This is a genomic window from Shinella sp. (assembly GCF_049651085.1).
Taxonomy (GTDB): domain Bacteria; phylum Pseudomonadota; class Alphaproteobacteria; order Rhizobiales; family Rhizobiaceae; genus Shinella.
The window spans coordinates 58,907-75,322 of the sequence record NZ_JBASBL010000026.1 but is presented as its reverse complement, the minus strand read 5'-3'; the positions used below and the strand labels follow the sequence as shown (position 1 = coordinate 75,322).

Below are 16,416 nucleotides of genomic sequence, written 5' to 3'. Positions count from 1 at the left end.
AAAGGCGGAAGGGAAGGGCTGCGGCCCCGAACGGATGCTGGAGAGAATGGCGCTGGCGCGACGCGGGACTACCCTCGTCAAGAGCGGGAATTGAGATATGGCAAAGCTGAAAGTCGACGGAAAAGAAATCGAAGTCCCGGATCACTTCACGCTGCTTCAGGCGTGCGAGGAGGCCGGGGCCGAGGTTCCGCGCTTCTGTTTCCACGAGCGGCTGTCGGTCGCCGGCAACTGCCGCATGTGCCTTGTCGAGGTAAAGGGCGGCCCGCCGAAGCCGGCGGCCTCCTGCGCCATGAGCGTGCGCGATCTTCGCCCCGGCCCGAACGGGGAATCGCCTGAAGTCTTCACGACCACGCCGATGGTCAAGAAGGCGCGCGAAGGCGTGATGGAGTTCCTGCTCATCAACCACCCGCTGGATTGCCCGATCTGCGACCAGGGTGGCGAATGCGACCTGCAGGACCAGGCGATGGCCTTCGGCATCGACTCTTCGCGCTACGCTGAAAACAAGCGTGCGGTCGAGGACAAGTATATCGGCCCGCTCGTCAAGACGATCATGAACCGCTGCATTCACTGCACGCGCTGCGTTCGCTTCACGACGGAAGTCGCCGGCATCACCGAGCTTGGCCTCATCGGTCGCGGCGAGGATGCCGAAATCACCACCTATCTCGAACAGGCGATGACCTCCGAGCTTCAGGGCAACGTGGTCGATCTGTGCCCGGTCGGCGCGCTGACCTCCAAGCCCTTCGCCTTCACGGCCCGTCCGTGGGAACTGAACAAGACTGAATCGATCGACGTCATGGACGCCGTCGGCTCCGCCATCCGCGTCGACACGCGCGGCCGCGAAGTCATGCGCATCCTGCCGCGCGTCAACGAAGAGATCAACGAAGAGTGGATCTCCGACAAGACCCGCTTCATCTGGGATGGCCTGAAGACCCAGCGCCTCGACCGCCCGTATGTCCGCAAGGACGGCCGCCTCCAGCCCGCAAGCTGGGCTGAAGCCTTCGACGCGATCAAGGGCGCCGTTGCCGGCAAGTCCGGCGAGCGCATCGGGGCTATTGCCGGCGATCTTGCCTCCGTCGAGGAAATTTATGCGCTGCGCGAACTGATGACGGCCCTCGGCTCGACGAATGTCGACTGCCGCCAGGACGGTTCGGTGCTCGATCCGTCGCTCGGCCGCGCCAGCTACCTCTTCAACCCGACCATCGAAGGCATCGAGCAGGCCGACGCGCTGCTCATCGTGGGCTCCAATCCGCGCCTCGAAGCCGCCGTGCTCAACGCGCGCATCCGCAAGCGCTGGCGCATGGACAGCTTCCCGATCGGCGTGATCGGCGAAGAGGGCGAACTGCGCTACGGCTACGAATATCTCGGCGCCGGCACGGACACGCTCTCGGGCCTCATCGACGGTTCGGTCAAGTTCGCCGCCAAGCTGAAGAAGGCCGCGCGCCCGATGATCATCATCGGCCAGGGTGCGCTTGCGCGCGCCGATGGCCTTGCCGTCCTTTCGGCCGTCACCAAGCTTGCCGAAAACGTCGGCGCGGTGAAGGCGGACTGGAACGGCCTTGCCGTGCTGCACACCGCTGCCTCCCGCGTCGGCGGCCTCGACCTCGGCTTCGTGCCGGGCGAGGGGAGCAAGAAGGCGGCCGACATGCTGACGGGCACGGATGTGCTCTTCCTGCTCGGCGCCGACGAGATGGACTTCTCGAAGAAGACCGCCTTCACGGTCTATATCGGCTCGCACGGCGACAATGCGGCGCATGTCGCGGACGTCATCCTGCCCGGCGCGACCTATACCGAAAAGTCCGGCACCTGGGTCAACACCGAAGGCCGCGTCCAGATGGGCAACCGCGCCGGCTTCGCACCGGGCGATGCCCGCGAGGACTGGGCGATCCTGCGTGCGCTTTCCGATGTGCTCGGCAAGAAGCTGCCGTTCGATTCGCTCGCCCAGCTGCGGGCAAAGCTCTATGCGGCACACCCGCATTTCGCCGCGATCGACGAGATTGCGACCGGGAATATCGCCGATCTTGCCGCACTTGCGAAAAAAGGCGGGAAGATGGCGACTTCCGGGTTTGCGTCTCCGATCAAAGACTTCTATTTGACGAACCCGATAGCGCGCGCCTCCGCGGTCATGGCTGAATGCTCGGCACTGGCTCGCAACAATTTCAAAGTCGCGGCGGAATGAGCGCGAAGGGATAAAGCATTATGGACGCTTTCATTTCGACCTATGTCTGGCCTGCAGCGATCATGATCGCCCAGTCGCTTCTGCTGCTGGTCGCGCTTCTGGTCTTCATCGCCTATGTTCTGCTCGCCGACCGAAAGATCTGGGCTGCCGTGCAGCTTCGCCGCGGCCCGAACGTCGTCGGCCCCTGGGGGCTTTTCCAGTCCTTCGCCGACCTTCTGAAGTTCGTCTTCAAGGAGCCGGTGATCCCGGCAAGCGCCAACAAGGCGATCTTCCTGCTCGCGCCGCTCGTCTCCGTGACGCTGGCGCTGGCCACCTGGGCGGTCGTGCCGCTCAATGACGGCTGGGTGATCGCCAACATCAATGTCGGCATCCTCTACATCCTGGCGATCTCCTCGCTGGAAGTATACGGCATCCTCATGGGCGGCTGGGCTTCCAACTCGAAGTATCCGTTCCTCGGCGCGCTCCGTTCCGCCGCGCAGATGGTCTCGTACGAAGTCTCCATCGGTTTCGTCATCGTCACCGTTCTGCTCTGCGTCGGCTCGCTGAACCTGACGGACATCGTCGTTTCTCAGAGCGACGGTCTCGGCACGCGCCTCGGCCTGCCTTCGTCCTTCCTGGACTGGCATTGGCTCGCGCTGTTCCCGATGTTCGTGATCTTCTTCATTTCGGCGCTCGCCGAAACGAACCGTCCGCCTTTCGACCTTCCGGAAGCGGAATCCGAACTTGTCGCCGGCTTCATGGTCGAGTACGGCTCCACCCCGTACATGATGTTCATGCTCGGCGAATATGCAGCCATCTGCCTGATGTGCGCGCTGACCACGATCCTCTTCCTTGGCGGTTGGCTGCCCCCGGTCGACGTCTGGTTCCTCAACTGGGTACCCGGCATCATCTGGTTCGTCCTGAAGGCATCCTTCGTCTTCTTCATGATCGCGATGGTGAAGGCATTCGTGCCGCGCTACCGCTACGACCAGCTCATGCGTCTTGGCTGGAAGGTCTTCCTTCCGATCTCGCTCGCCATGGTCGTTATCGTTGCATTCGTGCTGAAGCTCACGGGCTGGTCCGCATGAGGACCTCCCGGGAATTCAGCAGCATTGGAGCTTAAGCATGGCTAGTCTTTCGCAAGCCGTAAATTCGCTGTTCCTCAAGGAATTCGTTGGCGCGTTCTTCCTGTCGATGCGCTACTTCTTCCGTGCGAAGGCGACAGTGAACTATCCCTTCGAAAAGGGGCCGGTCTCTCCACGCTTCCGCGGCGAGCATGCGTTGCGCCGCTATCCGAATGGCGAAGAGCGCTGCATCGCCTGCAAGCTGTGCGAGGCGATCTGTCCGGCCCAGGCCATCACCATCGAGGCGGGTCCCCGCCGCAACGACGGCACGCGCCGCACGGTGCGTTACGACATCGACATGGTGAAGTGCATCTATTGCGGCTTCTGCCAGGAAGCCTGCCCGGTCGACGCCATCGTCGAAGGTCCGAACTTCGAGTTCGCGACCGAGACGCGCGAGGAGCTCTACTACGACAAGGAAAAGCTTCTCGAGAACGGTGATCGCTGGGAGCGGGAAATCGCCCGCAACATCGCTATGGACTCGCCTTACCGCTGATTGGCAGCGTAAAGGCAAATTGAAAGCACGTGCCTGACGAGGGATCGTCAGGCTTCGACGGGGGAGGGGGTCCTCCTCCGGGGAAGACGAAAAGGCACCAAAATGGGTCTGCAGGCTCTATTCTTCTATCTGTTCGCCTTCGTGGCAGTGGCGTCCGCCTTCATGGTGATCTCGGCCAGGAACCCGGTCTATTCCGTGCTGTTCCTGATCCTCACCTTCTTCAATTCGGCGGGTCTGTTCCTGCTGACGGGCGCCGAGTTCCTGGCGATGATCCTGCTGGTCGTCTATGTCGGCGCCGTGGCGGTTCTCTTCCTTTTCGTCGTGATGATGCTCGACATCGACTTCGCGGCGCTGCGTTCGGGCGTTCTTGATTACGCTCCGGTCGGCGCGCTGGTCGGTCTCATCCTGGCGGCGGAACTCATCATCGTCGTCGGCGGCTCGACGCTCTCCCCGGAGATCGCCGCCAATGCCTCGATGCCGATCCCGCCAGCCAGCGAACGGACCAACACGGCAGCCCTCGGCGACGTGCTCTACACGCACTACGTCTACTTCTTTCAGATCGCCGGCCTCGTGCTGCTCGTCGCCATGATCGGCGCGATCGTGCTGTCGCTGCGCCATCGCCAACATATCAAGCGCCAGGACATTCCCAGGCAGGTTGCCCGCACGCCGGAAACCGCCGTGGAAGTTGTCAAGGTGAAGCCCGGGCAGGGCATCTGAGGCCGCGCGGACAAGGAAAAGCATCATGGAAATCGGTATTTCCCACTATCTCACCGTCAGCGCCATCCTCTTTACCATCGGCGTCTTCGGCATCTTCCTCAACCGGAAGAACGTCATTGTCATCCTGATGTCGATCGAACTCATCCTGCTTTCGGTCAACATCAACATGGTCGCGTTCTCGGCCTTCCTGAACGATATCGTCGGCCAGGTCTTCGCGCTGTTCATTCTGACCGTCGCGGCTGCGGAAGCGGCCATCGGTCTTGCAATTCTCGTCGTCTTCTATCGTAACCGCGGTTCGATCGCCGTCGAAGACGTCAATATGATGAAGGGCTGATCGGGTCATGGATACCATCATCAAAGCAATCGTCTTTCTTCCGCTGATCGGATTCCTGATCGCCGGCATCGGTGGCAATGCCATCGGCGCCAAGGCGTCGGAATACGTCACCTCCGGCTTCATGATCATCGCCGCCGCCTTGTCGTGGCTCGTCTTCTTCGATGTCGCCATGGGCGAGACGGAAGTGGTCAAGGTCAGCGTCCTGCGCTGGATCCAGTCCGGCGGCTTCGACGTCGAATGGGCGTTCCGGGTCGATACGCTGACGGCCGTCATGCTCGTCGTCGTGAATTCCGTCTCGACGCTCGTGCACGTCTATTCGATCGGCTACATGCACCATGACCCGCATCGGCCGCGTTTCTTCGCCTACCTGTCGCTGTTCACCTTCGCCATGCTCATGCTGGTGACGTCCGACAACCTTCTGCAGATGTTCTTCGGCTGGGAAGGCGTGGGCCTGGCGTCCTACCTTCTGATCGGCTTCTGGTACAAGAAGCCGTCGGCTTCCGCCGCCGCCATGAAGGCCTTCATCGTCAACCGCGTCGGCGACTTCGGCTTCATCCTCGGTATTTCCAGTGTGTTCGTGCTGTTCGGCTCGGTCAATCTGGAGACGATCTTTGCCTCGGCCGCGACCTATCTGCCCGCTGAAGGCGCTGCGGATGCCGCCGATCCGGTCATCTCGCTGTTCGGCATGAGCCTCGACAAGTCGGGTGCACTGACCGCCACCTGCCTGCTGCTCTTCATGGGCGCCATGGGCAAGTCGGCGCAGTTCCTGCTGCACACCTGGCTGCCGGACGCCATGGAAGGCCCGACCCCGGTATCGGCGCTCATTCACGCCGCAACCATGGTCACCGCCGGCGTCTTCCTCGTCGCCCGCATGTCGCCGCTCTTCGAACTGTCGCACACCGCCCTGATGGTCGTCACGCTGGTCGGCGCGATCACCGCCTTCTTCGCGGCGACCGTCGGCCTCGTGCAGAACGACATCAAGCGCGTCATCGCCTATTCGACCTGCTCGCAGCTCGGTTACATGTTCGTGGCACTCGGCATCGGCGCCTATGGCGCTGCCATCTTCCACCTGTTCACGCATGCCTTCTTCAAGGCGCTGCTGTTTCTTGGTGCGGGTTCCGTCATCCATGCCGTCGATGGCGAGCAGGACATGCGCTACATGGGCGGCCTGCGCAAGCACATCCCGATCACCTTCTGGATGATGACGATCGGCACGCTGGCGCTTACCGGCGTCGGTATTCCGGGCACCGTCATCGGCTTTGCCGGCTTCTTCTCGAAGGATGCGATCATCGAGAGCACGTTTGCCTCGCACAGCCCGGTCGCAGGCTTCGCCTTCGTGATGCTAGTCCTCGCCGCGCTCTTCACGAGCTTCTACTCCTGGCGCCTGGCCTTCATGACCTTCTTCGGCAAGCCGCGCGCTTCCGCTGATGTCATGCATCATGTGCACGAATCCCCGGCCGTCATGCTGATCCCGCTCTATCTGCTGGCCGCTGGCGCGGTTGCCGCGGGCGTGATCTTCGTCGAATATTTCTTCGGCCACCACTATGCCGAATTCTGGCAGGGCTCCCTGTTCACGCTGCCGGGCAACGACCTCGTCAACGAGTTCCACCACGTTCCGCTCTGGGTGAAGTGGAGCCCGTTCGCCGCCATGGCCGTTGGCTTCGTCACTGCCTGGTACATGTATATCCGTTCGCCGGAGACGCCGAAGTACCTCGCGGAGCAGCACCGCGGTCTCTACCTGTTCCTGCTCAACAAGTGGTACTTCGACGAACTGTACGATTTCATCTTCGTCCGTCCGGCGAAGGCGCTCGGCAAGTTCCTCTGGAAAAAGGGTGACGGCTCGGTCATCGACGGCCTCGGCCCGAACGGTGTCGCTTCCCGCGTCGTGGACGTCACCAACCGCGTCGTCCGCCTCCAGACCGGTTACCTCTATCACTACGCATTCGCGATGCTGCTGGGTATTGCAGCACTCGTTACCTGGATGATGCTCGGGAGTTCCCTCTGATGACCGATTGGCCCATTCTTTCAGCGGTCACCTTTCTCCCGCTCGTCGGTGTGGCGCTCCTGCTGCTGACCCGTGAGGACAGCGCATATGGTCGCCGCAATATCCTGAACGTCTCGCTGCTGACGACGGTCTTCACCTTCGTGCTCTCGCTGTTCATCTGGTTCGGCTTCGACAATTCGAATCCGGGCTTCCAGATGACCGAGAAGCATGAATGGCTCGGCACCGGCATTTCCTATCATCTCGGCGTCGACGGCATTTCCATGCTGTTCGTCATCCTCTCGACCTTCCTCATGCCGTTCTGCGTGCTCGCAAGTTGGCATTCGGTCGAGAAGCGCCTGAAGGAATACATGATCGCCTTCCTGCTTCTGGAAGTGTTCATGGTCGGCGTCTTCGTCTCGCTCGATATCGTCCTCTTCTACGTCTTCTTCGAAGCGGGCCTCATTCCGATGTTCATCATCATCGGCGTGTGGGGCGGCAAGGATCGCGTCTACGCATCCTACAAGTTCTTCCTCTACACGCTGCTCGGCTCGGTCCTGATGCTGCTCGCCATCATGGCGATGTACTGGCAGGCCGGCACGACGGACATCACGGAACTGCTCGCCTACAACTTCCCGGCCCATATGCAGACCTGGCTATGGCTTGCCTTCTTCGCCTCCTTCGCGGTGAAGATGCCGATGTGGCCGGTGCATACCTGGCTTCCGGACGCGCACGTTCAGGCGCCGACGGCAGGCTCGGTCATCCTGGCCGGCGTTCTGCTGAAGCTTGGCGGTTACGGCTTCATCCGTTTCTCGCTCGCCATGTTCCCGCTGGCCTCCGACTATTTCGCGCCGCTCGTCTTCGCGCTGTCGGTCATCGCTATCATCTACACCTCGCTGGTCGCGATGATGCAGGACGATATCAAGAAGCTGATCGCCTATTCGTCGGTCGCGCACATGGGCTATGTCACCATGGGTATCTTCGCGGCGAATGCTCAAGGGTTGCAGGGCGCCATCTTCCAGATGCTCTCGCACGGCATCGTCTCCGGCGCGCTCTTCCTTTGCGTCGGCGTCGTCTATGACCGCCTGCATACCCGCGAGATCTCGGCCTATGGCGGTCTCGTCAACAACATGCCGAAATACGCCGTCGCCTTCATGGTCTTCACCATGGCCAATGTCGGCCTTCCCGGCACCTCGGGCTTCGTTGGCGAATTCATGACGCTGATCGGCATTTTCCGCGCCAATACCTGGGTCGCGCTCTTTGCAACGACCGGCGTCATCCTCTCTGCCTCCTATGCTCTCTGGCTCTATCGCCGGGTGATCTTCGGTGCGCTCGAGAAGGAAAGCCTCAAGTCGCTGCTCGACCTTTCGGGACGGGAGAAGCTGCTGCTCTATCCGCTCGTGATCCTCACGATCTTCTACGGTGTCTATCCGGCGCCGATCTTCGATGTGACGGCGGCTTCGGTCGACGCCCTTCTCAACCAATACTCCGCAGCTCTGCAGGCGGCGCAATCCGTTGCGCTGACGGCGAACTGACGACGGGACCCAAGACATGACTGCTGATACAATCCTTGCCAGCCTTCAGCTCTCGACGCCGGAGATCATTCTCGCCGTCGGCGCCCTGGTTCTGCTGATGGTCGGTGTCTTCTCGGGCGAGCGGTCGGGTTCGACCGTCACCGGGCTTGCCGTCGCGCTGCTGATCATTTCCGGCCTCTGGCTGGTCCTCGCCACGGGCGAGGGCCAGGCCTATGCCGGTGCGTTCGTCTCCGACGCCTTCGCCAAGTTCATGAAGGTGCTGGCGCTGATCGGCTCCATCACCGCCATGGTGATGACCGTCGGCCACGCCCGTTCCGAACAGCTCGACCGTTTCGAGTTTCCGGTGCTGATCGTGCTTTCCACGCTCGGCATGCTGCTGATGATCTCGGCCAACAGCCTGCTCTCGCTGTATCTGGCGCTGGAACTCCAGTCGCTGGCGCTCTATGTCGTTGCCGCGATCAACCGCGAGAGCCTGCGCTCGACGGAAGCCGGCCTGAAGTACTTCGTGCTCGGCGCGCTTTCCTCCGGCATGCTGCTTTACGGCATGTCGCTGGTCTACGGTTTCACCGGCCATATCGGTTTCCAGGAAATCGCCGCGGCCCTGTCGGCAGAAGGCCGTTCGCTCGGCCTGGTCTTCGGCCTGGTGTTCATCCTTGCCGGCCTTGCCTTCAAGATCTCGGCCGTGCCGTTCCACATGTGGACGCCGGACGTCTATGAAGGCGCGCCGACCCCGGTTACCGCCTTCTTCGCCGCGGCCCCGAAGGTTGCCGCCATGGCCATGCTCGTGCGCATCGTCATCGACGCCTTCGAGCCGGTCGTCGCCGACTGGCAGCAGATCATCGTCTTCATCTCGATCGCCTCGATGCTGCTCGGTTCCTTCGCCGCCATCGGCCAGCGCAACATCAAGCGCATGATGGCCTATTCGTCGATCGGCCATATGGGCTATGCGCTCGTCGGTCTTGCCGCCGGCTCCATGGCTGGCGTGCGCGGCGTCGCGCTCTACATGCTCATCTACATGGTCATGACGCTCGGCACCTTCGCCATCATCCTCGCCATGCGCCGCAAGGAAGGCGGCAATGTCGAGAATATCGACGATCTGGCCGGCCTTTCCTCGACCAATCCGTTCATGGCGACGGTCATGACGATCCTGATGTTCTCGCTGGCCGGCATCCCGCCGATGGCGGGCTTCTTCGCCAAGTACTTCGTCTTCATGGCGGCCATCGAGGCGCAGCTCTATGCACTCGCCATCATCGGCGTGCTGGCTTCGGTCGTCGGCGCCTACTACTATCTGCGCATCATCAAGGTGATGTGGTTCGATGAAGCGACCGGCGAATTCGCCCGCACATCCGGCGAACTGAAGCTGGTCTTCGGCATCTCTGGCCTCTTCGTTCTCGGTTATGTGCTGATCGGCGGCCCGATCGGCGCGGCCGCAGAAGCTGCGGCACGGACCTTCTTTTGAGCGGGTCTGAAACTCCTCGCCGGATGTCGCTCGACGACTTTCGGCACGAGGCGCTCACGGATGTGGGCTCGACCAATACGGAATGCCTGGAGCGCGCCCGAAAGGGCGCGCTTTCCGGTCTCTGGATCACCGCGAACCGGCAGACGGGCGGGCGCGGGCGGCGCGGCCGCGCCTGGTTTTCCGAGCCGGGCAATCTCTACGCATCCCTGCTGTTGACCGATCCGGCGCCGATGGAGCGGCTCGGTTCGCTGCCGCTCGCCGTTGCTGTCGCCGTGCAGGATGCCATCAGTCGCATCATGCCGCTCGATGCGCCGGACGTCCTGATCAAATGGCCGAACGACATCCTGGTGGACCGCCGCAAGGTCTGCGGCATCCTGGTCGAGGGCGAGCCGCTTGGCGACGGCCGTCATGCGGTGGTGATCGGCTGCGGCATCAATGTCGCGGTGGCGCCCGATGCGGGCCTCTATCCGGTGGCGACACTGCGTGATTTTGGCGCGTCCGCTTCCCCCGACGAACTTTTCGCCTATCTCTTCCAGTCGATGGCCGAGACGCTGTCCCTTTGGAACGGGGGAAGAGGGATCGCAGCGATCATGGAGCGCTGGAAACAGGTGGCGGGCGGCGTCGGGGAAAACATTACGGTCAATCTTCCCGACCGTTCTATTTCTGGGCGCTTTTCGGGAATTGATGATACAGGTCTCCTGAAACTGGAGACGGATGACGGCGGCACGCGACTGATCGCGGCCGGCGACGTATTTTTTGGATAGGATTTTTTGAACCCGATGGCAAAAGAAGACGAACTGGTGTTCCTGCCGCTTGGCGGCGTCGGCGAAATCGGCATGAACTTGGCGCTCTACGGCTATGGTCCGAAGGCAAACCGCCAGTGGATCATGGTCGATTGCGGCGTCACCTTCCCCGGCCCGGACCTGCCGGGAGTCGATCTCGTGCTGCCCGATATTCGCTTTCTCGCCAAGGAGCGGGACAGGCTCAAGGGCATCATCATCACCCATGCGCACGAGGACCACTACGGCGCGTTGAACGATCTGTGGCCCGCTCTCAACGTCCCGGTCTATGCCTCGCCCTTCACGGCGGGCATGCTGGAGGCCAAGCGCAACTACGAGCGCAGCCGCACCGAAATTCCGGTGACGATCTTCAAGCAGGGCGATCGCATCAATGTCGGCCCGTTCGAGATCGAGGCGATCGGCGTCAACCACTCCATTCCCGAACCCATGTCGCTGGCGATCAAGACGCCGCTCGGCACGGTCGTTCACACGGGCGACTGGAAGATCGATCTCGACCCGTCGCTCGGACCGCTGACGGACGAGGCGCGCATGCGCAAGCTCGGCGACGAGGGTGTTCTGGCGCTGATCTGCGACAGCACCAATGCCTTGCGGGACGGCGTTTCGCCGTCCGAGCGGGAAGTCTCGGAAAGCCTGACCAAGATCATCGAGGCGTCCGAGGGCAGGGTGGGCATCACCACCTTCTCCTCGAATGTCGGCCGTATCCGCTCGATCGCCCAGGCCGCGGAAGCCGCCGGCCGCGAGGTGCTCCTGCTCGGCAGCTCCATGAAGCGCGTGACGGAGGTTGCCCGCGACATCGGCCTGATGGAAGGCCTGAAGCCCTTCATCGCCGAGGATGAATTCGGCTACATTCCGCGTGACAAGGTCGTGGTCATCCTGACGGGCAGCCAGGGCGAGCCGCGTGCGGCGCTCGCCAAGATCGCCCGCGACGAGATGCGCAACGTCGCCTTCACGGATGGCGACACGATCATCTTCTCCTCGCGCGCCATTCCCGGCAACGAGAAGGCGATCAACGACATCAAGAACGGCCTGATCGAGCAGGGCATCAACATCATCACCGATTCCGAGGCGCTGGTGCACGTCTCCGGCCATCCGCGCCGCCATGAGCTGCAGCAGATGTATGGCTGGACGCGTCCGAAAATGGTCGTGCCGGTGCATGGCGAAGCCGCGCACCTGACCGCCCATGCCCAGCTTGCCGAGCAGTCCGGCATTGCCGAGGTTCCGCGCGTGCGCAATGGCGATGTGCTGAAGCTTGCACCCGGCACGCCCGAAGTCGTCGATCAGGCGCCGTTCGGCCGGATCTTCAAGGACGGCAATCTCATCGGCGATTATGAGGAGATGGGTATCGGTGACCGGCGCAAGCTCGCCTTCGTCGGCCATGTCGCCGTCAGCATCCTGCTCGACAGCCGCTATGACTTCCAGGGCGATCCCGAGGTCGAGCCCTTTGGTCTGCCGCAGTATGACGACGAGGGCGAGGATATGGGCGATACGCTCTATGACGCGGTCCTCGGCGCCGTCGAAAGCATTCCGCGCGCCCGTCGCAAGGATCTGGAGATGGTACGGGAGGCGGTGCGCCGCGCCGTGCGTTCCACCGCCAACGAGATCTGGGGCAAGAAGCCCGTCGTCACGGTCTTCCTGACCAAAGTCTGATTTCCTGCCGCCGTACCGGATGATACCGGTGCGGCAAAGGGAGAGGGGTGAACATGCTCGGAAAGGTCAACCACATAGCCATCGCCGTACCGGACCTTGCGGCCGCCACGGCGACCTATCGCGATACGCTCGGGGCAAGTGTCTCCGCGCCGCAGGTTCTACCGGAGCATGGCGTCACAGTGGTCTTCGTCGAATTGCCGAACACCAAGGTGGAACTTCTCGAGCCGCTGGGCGAGAAGTCGCCCATCGCCGCCTTCCTCGAAAAATCGCCCGCCGGCGGCATGCATCACATCTGCTACGAAGTGGACGATATTCTCGCCGCCCGCGACCGGCTGGTTGCCAGTGGCGCGCGCGTTCTCGGCGACGGCAATCCGAAAACCGGGGCCCATGGCAAGCCCGTTCTGTTCCTTCATCCCAAGGATTTCCTCGGCACGCTGGTCGAACTCGAGCAGGTGTGACAGCGCGCCGCTGTTTCGCCGTTTGAACTTCCTCGCCGACCAGCGTACAAGGCCGATTGTCGCACGAGGGGCACCCATGCAGTTTTTTTCTTTTCTGGCCGTCTATTTCATTCTCTGGTGGCTGACGCTTTTTGTCGTTTTGCCCTTCGGGCAGAAGACGCAGGGCGAGGCGAACGAGGTGGTGTCCGGCACCGTCGAGAGTGCGCCGGCGCGCTTCCGTGGCGGCCGCCTGGTGCTGAGGACGACGATCGTCTCCGGGATTATCTATGCCCTCTGGTATGTTCTTTCGGTCCGCCTCGGCTACGGCATCGACTCCATTCCCCAGTTCATGCCTGACTATAGGTAAGCCGCCACACTTCCTAACGGGCGTCACGAGGCGAAGGTAAGCTATTCCACGCGTGCCGGGGCACGTTGGAAAAGTCTTCCTTTTGCTCTTTGTCAAGTTTCGATCGGAAAAGCTGTTTCCACCACTTTTTTACCGCCATCCGCCAGGGGCCGGCTGATGGCGCGTGAGCGCAGTGTCGCAGGTGAAGTCTTGTGCGTGGCTTTGACGCATGGACCGGGCGCGCAAATTGTGATGCGGAGGGGCGGCCGGCGAAAGGCAAAAAAAAACAAGGCTTAAAGCCTTGTTTTACAGGTATCGCGTGATCTCTATCCGTTTTGCGGTGGCAGCGGCTGCGCGCGCCAAAGATCTGATCCTCCCAAGACTTGACCGCGAAATGGCAAGAATTTGTGCTTCCTGCCTGTTTTGTGGCCTGAAACTAGCCCAAAGCTCAGGCGTTGTCATCCGCTTTTTTTGCATTTTTGCTACAGTGGAACAAAATTTTTTCATTGACATGGCCTGCGCAATTTCTGTTATTAGCGCCCTCATTTTTTCGCCACATTTATCCGGGTCGCGTAGAGTGGTGGACAGTGCTTCGCAGCTTTGCTCCGCCGTGGCCTGCCGGGTTCCCTTCCTTTGGCGAAGCGTTTATGAACGCGTGAAAATCAACGTCATTTTGCCCGATTCCCCGAATAGGGCGGATCAGTCACCCTGGAACCCGATATGCGCCTTTCACGCTTCTTCCTGCCCATCCTCAAGGAAAATCCCAAAGAGGCTGAGATCGTCTCCCACCGGCTCATGCTGCGTGCGGGCATGGTCAAGCAGCAATCCCAGGGCATCTACACCTGGCTGCCGCTCGGCAAGCGCGTTCTCGACAAGGTGAATGCTATCATCCGCGAGGAACAGAACCGCTCCGGCGCGGTCGAGCTTCTGATGCCGACGCTGCAGTCCGCCGAACTCTGGCAGGAAAGCGGCCGCTATGACGCCTATGGCAAGGAGATGCTGCGCATCAAGGATCGCCAGGAGCGTCCGATGCTCTACGGTCCGACGAACGAGGAGATGATCACGGACGTCTTCCGCTCGTTCGTGAAGTCCTACAAGGACCTGCCGCTCAACCTCTACCATATCCAGCTGAAGTTCCGCGACGAGATTCGCCCGCGTTTCGGCACCATGCGCTCGCGTGAGTTCCTGATGAAGGACGCCTATTCCTTCGATCTCAACCGCGAAGGCGCCGTTCATGCCTATAACCGCATGTTCGCTGCCTATCTGCGCACCTTCTCGCGCATGGGCCTGCGCGCCATTCCGATGCGCGCCGATACCGGCCCGATCGGCGGCGATCTCAGCCACGAATTCATCATCCTTGCCGAAACGGGCGAGTCGGAAGTCTTCTGCCACAAGGAATTCCTGAATTTCGACGTTCCGGGCGTGGATACCAATTTCGAGGACGTTGCGGGCCTGCGGGCCATCTTCGACAAGTGGACCTCGCGCTACGCCGCAACCTCGGAAATGCATGACGCGCCGGCCTTCGAAGCGATCCCGGAAGGCGAGCGCCTGTCCGCCCGCGGCATCGAGGTCGGTCATATCTTCTATTTCGGCACGAAATATTCCGAAGCCATGGGCGCCAAGGTTCAGGGCCCGGATGGCAAGGAGCACACCGTGCACATGGGCTCCTACGGCATCGGCCCGACGCGCCTCGTGCCGGCGATCATCGAGGCGTCGCACGACGAGAACGGCATCATCTGGCCGAAGGCCGTCGCGCCCTTCGAGGCCATCGTCATCAACATGAAGTCGGGTGATGCGGCCTGCGACGCGGCTTGCGAAACGATCTACGCCGCGCTGTTGAATGCCGGCGTCGACGTGCTCTATGACGACAAGGACGAGCGCGCAGGCGCCAAGTTCGCGACCGCCGACCTCATCGGCGCGCCGGTGCAGGTCATTGCCGGTCCGCGCGGCGTCGCCAATGGCGAAGTCGAGATCAAGGATCGCAAGACCGGCGAACGCGAGACGCTGACCATCGAGGCGGCCATCAATCGCCTGACGTCCGGCAATTGATGCGGACCGGGGGCATCGGGAGGAACCATGGCTGACGCAGCGAGCGGTGTATCTGCAACGGAGACCCAGGTCTTCACGAAAAGCCGCCCGTTCTCCGCTTTCGAGCGGATGGTCGCCTGGCGTTACCTGCGCTCCCGGCGCAAGGAAGCCTTCATCTCGGTCATCGCCGGCTTCTCCTTCATCGGCATCATGCTCGGCGTTGCCACGCTCATCATCGTCATGGCGGTGATGAACGGCTTCCGCACGGAACTGATCTCGCGCATTCTGGGCATCAACGGTCACATGATCGTCCAGCCGATCGACACGCCGCTGAACGATTACGCCAAACTCGCCGAGCGGCTTTCCGCCGTTGCAGGCGTCACCATGGCGATCCCGCTCGTCGAGGGCCAGACGCTGGCCTCCGGCACGGCAGGGGCGGGCACCGGCGCGCTTGTGCGCGGCGTGCGCGCCGACGATCTCGCCAAGATGAAGGCCGTCTCCGACAACATCAAGGACGGCGACCTGGTGGGTTTTGCCACGGGGGGCGTCGCCATCGGCTCGCGCATGGCCGAGGCGCTCGGCCTCAGCGCCGGCGGCCAGATCACGCTTGTCGCCCCCGAGGGCGACGTCACGCCGCTCGGCGTGAACCCGCGCGTGAAGAGCTACACGGTTTCCGCCGTCTTCGAGATCGGCATGTCGGAATACGACGCCTCGATTATCTATATGCCGCTCGATGAGGCGCAGCTCTATTTCAATGCCGAAGGCATCGTGCAGTCGATCGAGCTGTTCGTCTCCAATCCCGATGCCGTCGACGAGCTTCGCCAGCCGATCGAGGCCGCGGCCGGGCGACAGATATTCGTGACCGACTGGCGCCAGCGCAACCGCACCTTCTTCTCGGCGCTGGAAGTCGAGCGCAACGTCATGTTCATGATCCTCACGCTGATCGTGCTCGTCGCCGCGCTGAACATCATTTCCGGCCTCATCATGCTGGTGAAGGACAAGGGCAGCGACATCGCGATCCTGCGCACCATGGGCGCGACATCCGGCGCCATCATGCGCATCTTCTTCATGACGGGCGCGGCGATCGGCACGGTCGGCACCTTTGCCGGCGTTCTGCTCGGGGTTCTGGTCTGCCTCAACGTCGAATCGATCCGCCAGTTCTTCTCCTGGATCTCCGGCACGACGCTGTTCAATCCGGAACTCTATTTCCTGAGCCAGCTTCCGGCCGACATGAATGCCGGCGAGACCGTCTCGGTCGTCATCATGGCGCTGGTGCTTTCCTTCATCGCGACGATCTTCCCCGCCTGGCGTGCCTCCAAGCTCGATCCGGTCCAGGCCCTGCGGTACGAATAGGAAAGAA

Annotated in this window: 14 protein-coding genes; all 14 read left to right on the top strand. The window is 61.9% G+C overall.

Going from position 1 to position 16,416, the window contains the following annotated elements:
• The first annotated feature begins 97 nt into the window (after positions 1 to 97).
• The 14 genes from nuoG to WA950_RS16300 all read left to right on the top strand — a co-directional run bounded on the left by nuoG (position 98) and on the right by WA950_RS16300 (position 16,409).
• Entirely contained in the window at positions 98 to 2,176 is a 2,079-nt protein-coding gene (nuoG, locus tag WA950_RS16365) for an NADH-quinone oxidoreductase subunit NuoG (RefSeq protein WP_424552779.1), read from the top strand.
• Between the two features lie 20 nt (positions 2,177 to 2,196).
• Positions 2,197 to 3,243: an NADH-quinone oxidoreductase subunit NuoH gene (nuoH, locus tag WA950_RS16360; protein ID WP_424552778.1), complete on the top strand. Its 1,047-nt coding sequence runs from the start codon at positions 2,197 to 2,199 to the stop codon at positions 3,241 to 3,243.
• Positions 3,244 to 3,280: 37 nt separating this feature from the next.
• Positions 3,281 to 3,772, top strand: coding sequence for an NADH-quinone oxidoreductase subunit NuoI (nuoI, locus tag WA950_RS16355; protein ID WP_424552777.1), 492 nt, complete (start codon positions 3,281 to 3,283; stop codon positions 3,770 to 3,772).
• Positions 3,773 to 3,874: 102 nt separating this feature from the next.
• Complete coding sequence (locus tag WA950_RS16350; protein WP_424552776.1) at positions 3,875 to 4,489, top strand: NADH-quinone oxidoreductase subunit J; 615 nt, start codon at positions 3,875 to 3,877, stop codon at positions 4,487 to 4,489.
• Positions 4,490 to 4,514: 25 nt separating this feature from the next.
• A complete protein-coding gene (gene nuoK / locus WA950_RS16345) occupies positions 4,515 to 4,823 on the top strand; it encodes an NADH-quinone oxidoreductase subunit NuoK (protein WP_424552775.1) in 309 nt (102 codons plus the stop codon).
• A gap of 7 nt (positions 4,824 to 4,830) precedes the next feature.
• Positions 4,831 to 6,828, top strand: a complete 1,998-nt coding sequence (gene nuoL / locus WA950_RS16340; RefSeq protein ID WP_424552774.1) for an NADH-quinone oxidoreductase subunit L — start codon at positions 4,831 to 4,833, stop codon at positions 6,826 to 6,828.
• Positions 6,828 to 8,339: an NADH-quinone oxidoreductase subunit M gene (locus WA950_RS16335; RefSeq protein ID WP_424552773.1), complete on the top strand. Its 1,512-nt coding sequence runs from the start codon at positions 6,828 to 6,830 to the stop codon at positions 8,337 to 8,339. Before nuoL ends, WA950_RS16335 begins: the two co-directional genes overlap by 1 nt.
• 16 nt (positions 8,340 to 8,355) lie before the next feature.
• The gene (nuoN, locus tag WA950_RS16330; RefSeq protein ID WP_424552772.1) at positions 8,356 to 9,798 is read left to right on the top strand and encodes an NADH-quinone oxidoreductase subunit NuoN; all 1,443 of its coding nucleotides are present in this window, start codon (positions 8,356 to 8,358) and stop codon (positions 9,796 to 9,798) included.
• Between the two features lie 23 nt (positions 9,799 to 9,821).
• Complete coding sequence (locus tag WA950_RS16325; RefSeq protein ID WP_424552771.1) at positions 9,822 to 10,562, top strand: biotin--[acetyl-CoA-carboxylase] ligase; 741 nt, start codon at positions 9,822 to 9,824, stop codon at positions 10,560 to 10,562.
• A gap of 15 nt (positions 10,563 to 10,577) precedes the next feature.
• A complete protein-coding gene (locus WA950_RS16320; RefSeq protein ID WP_424552770.1) occupies positions 10,578 to 12,245 on the top strand; it encodes a ribonuclease J in 1,668 nt (555 codons plus the stop codon).
• A 53-nt stretch (positions 12,246 to 12,298) separates the two neighbouring features.
• A complete protein-coding gene (mce, locus tag WA950_RS16315; protein ID WP_424552769.1) occupies positions 12,299 to 12,703 on the top strand; it encodes a methylmalonyl-CoA epimerase in 405 nt (134 codons plus the stop codon).
• A gap of 76 nt (positions 12,704 to 12,779) precedes the next feature.
• Positions 12,780 to 13,049 (top strand): DUF1467 family protein, encoded by a 270-nt coding sequence (locus tag WA950_RS16310; RefSeq protein WP_424552768.1) that lies wholly within the window; start codon positions 12,780 to 12,782, stop codon positions 13,047 to 13,049.
• Positions 13,050 to 13,748: 699 nt separating this feature from the next.
• Positions 13,749 to 15,077 carry a proline--tRNA ligase gene (gene proS / locus WA950_RS16305; RefSeq protein WP_424552767.1) on the top strand — a complete coding sequence of 443 codons (1,329 nt, stop codon included), beginning with the start codon at positions 13,749 to 13,751 and terminating at the stop codon, positions 15,075 to 15,077.
• 27 nt (positions 15,078 to 15,104) lie between these two features.
• Positions 15,105 to 16,409 carry a lipoprotein-releasing ABC transporter permease subunit gene (locus WA950_RS16300; protein ID WP_424552766.1) on the top strand — a complete coding sequence of 435 codons (1,305 nt, stop codon included), beginning with the start codon at positions 15,105 to 15,107 and terminating at the stop codon, positions 16,407 to 16,409.
• The last annotated feature ends 7 nt before the right edge of the window (positions 16,410 to 16,416 follow it).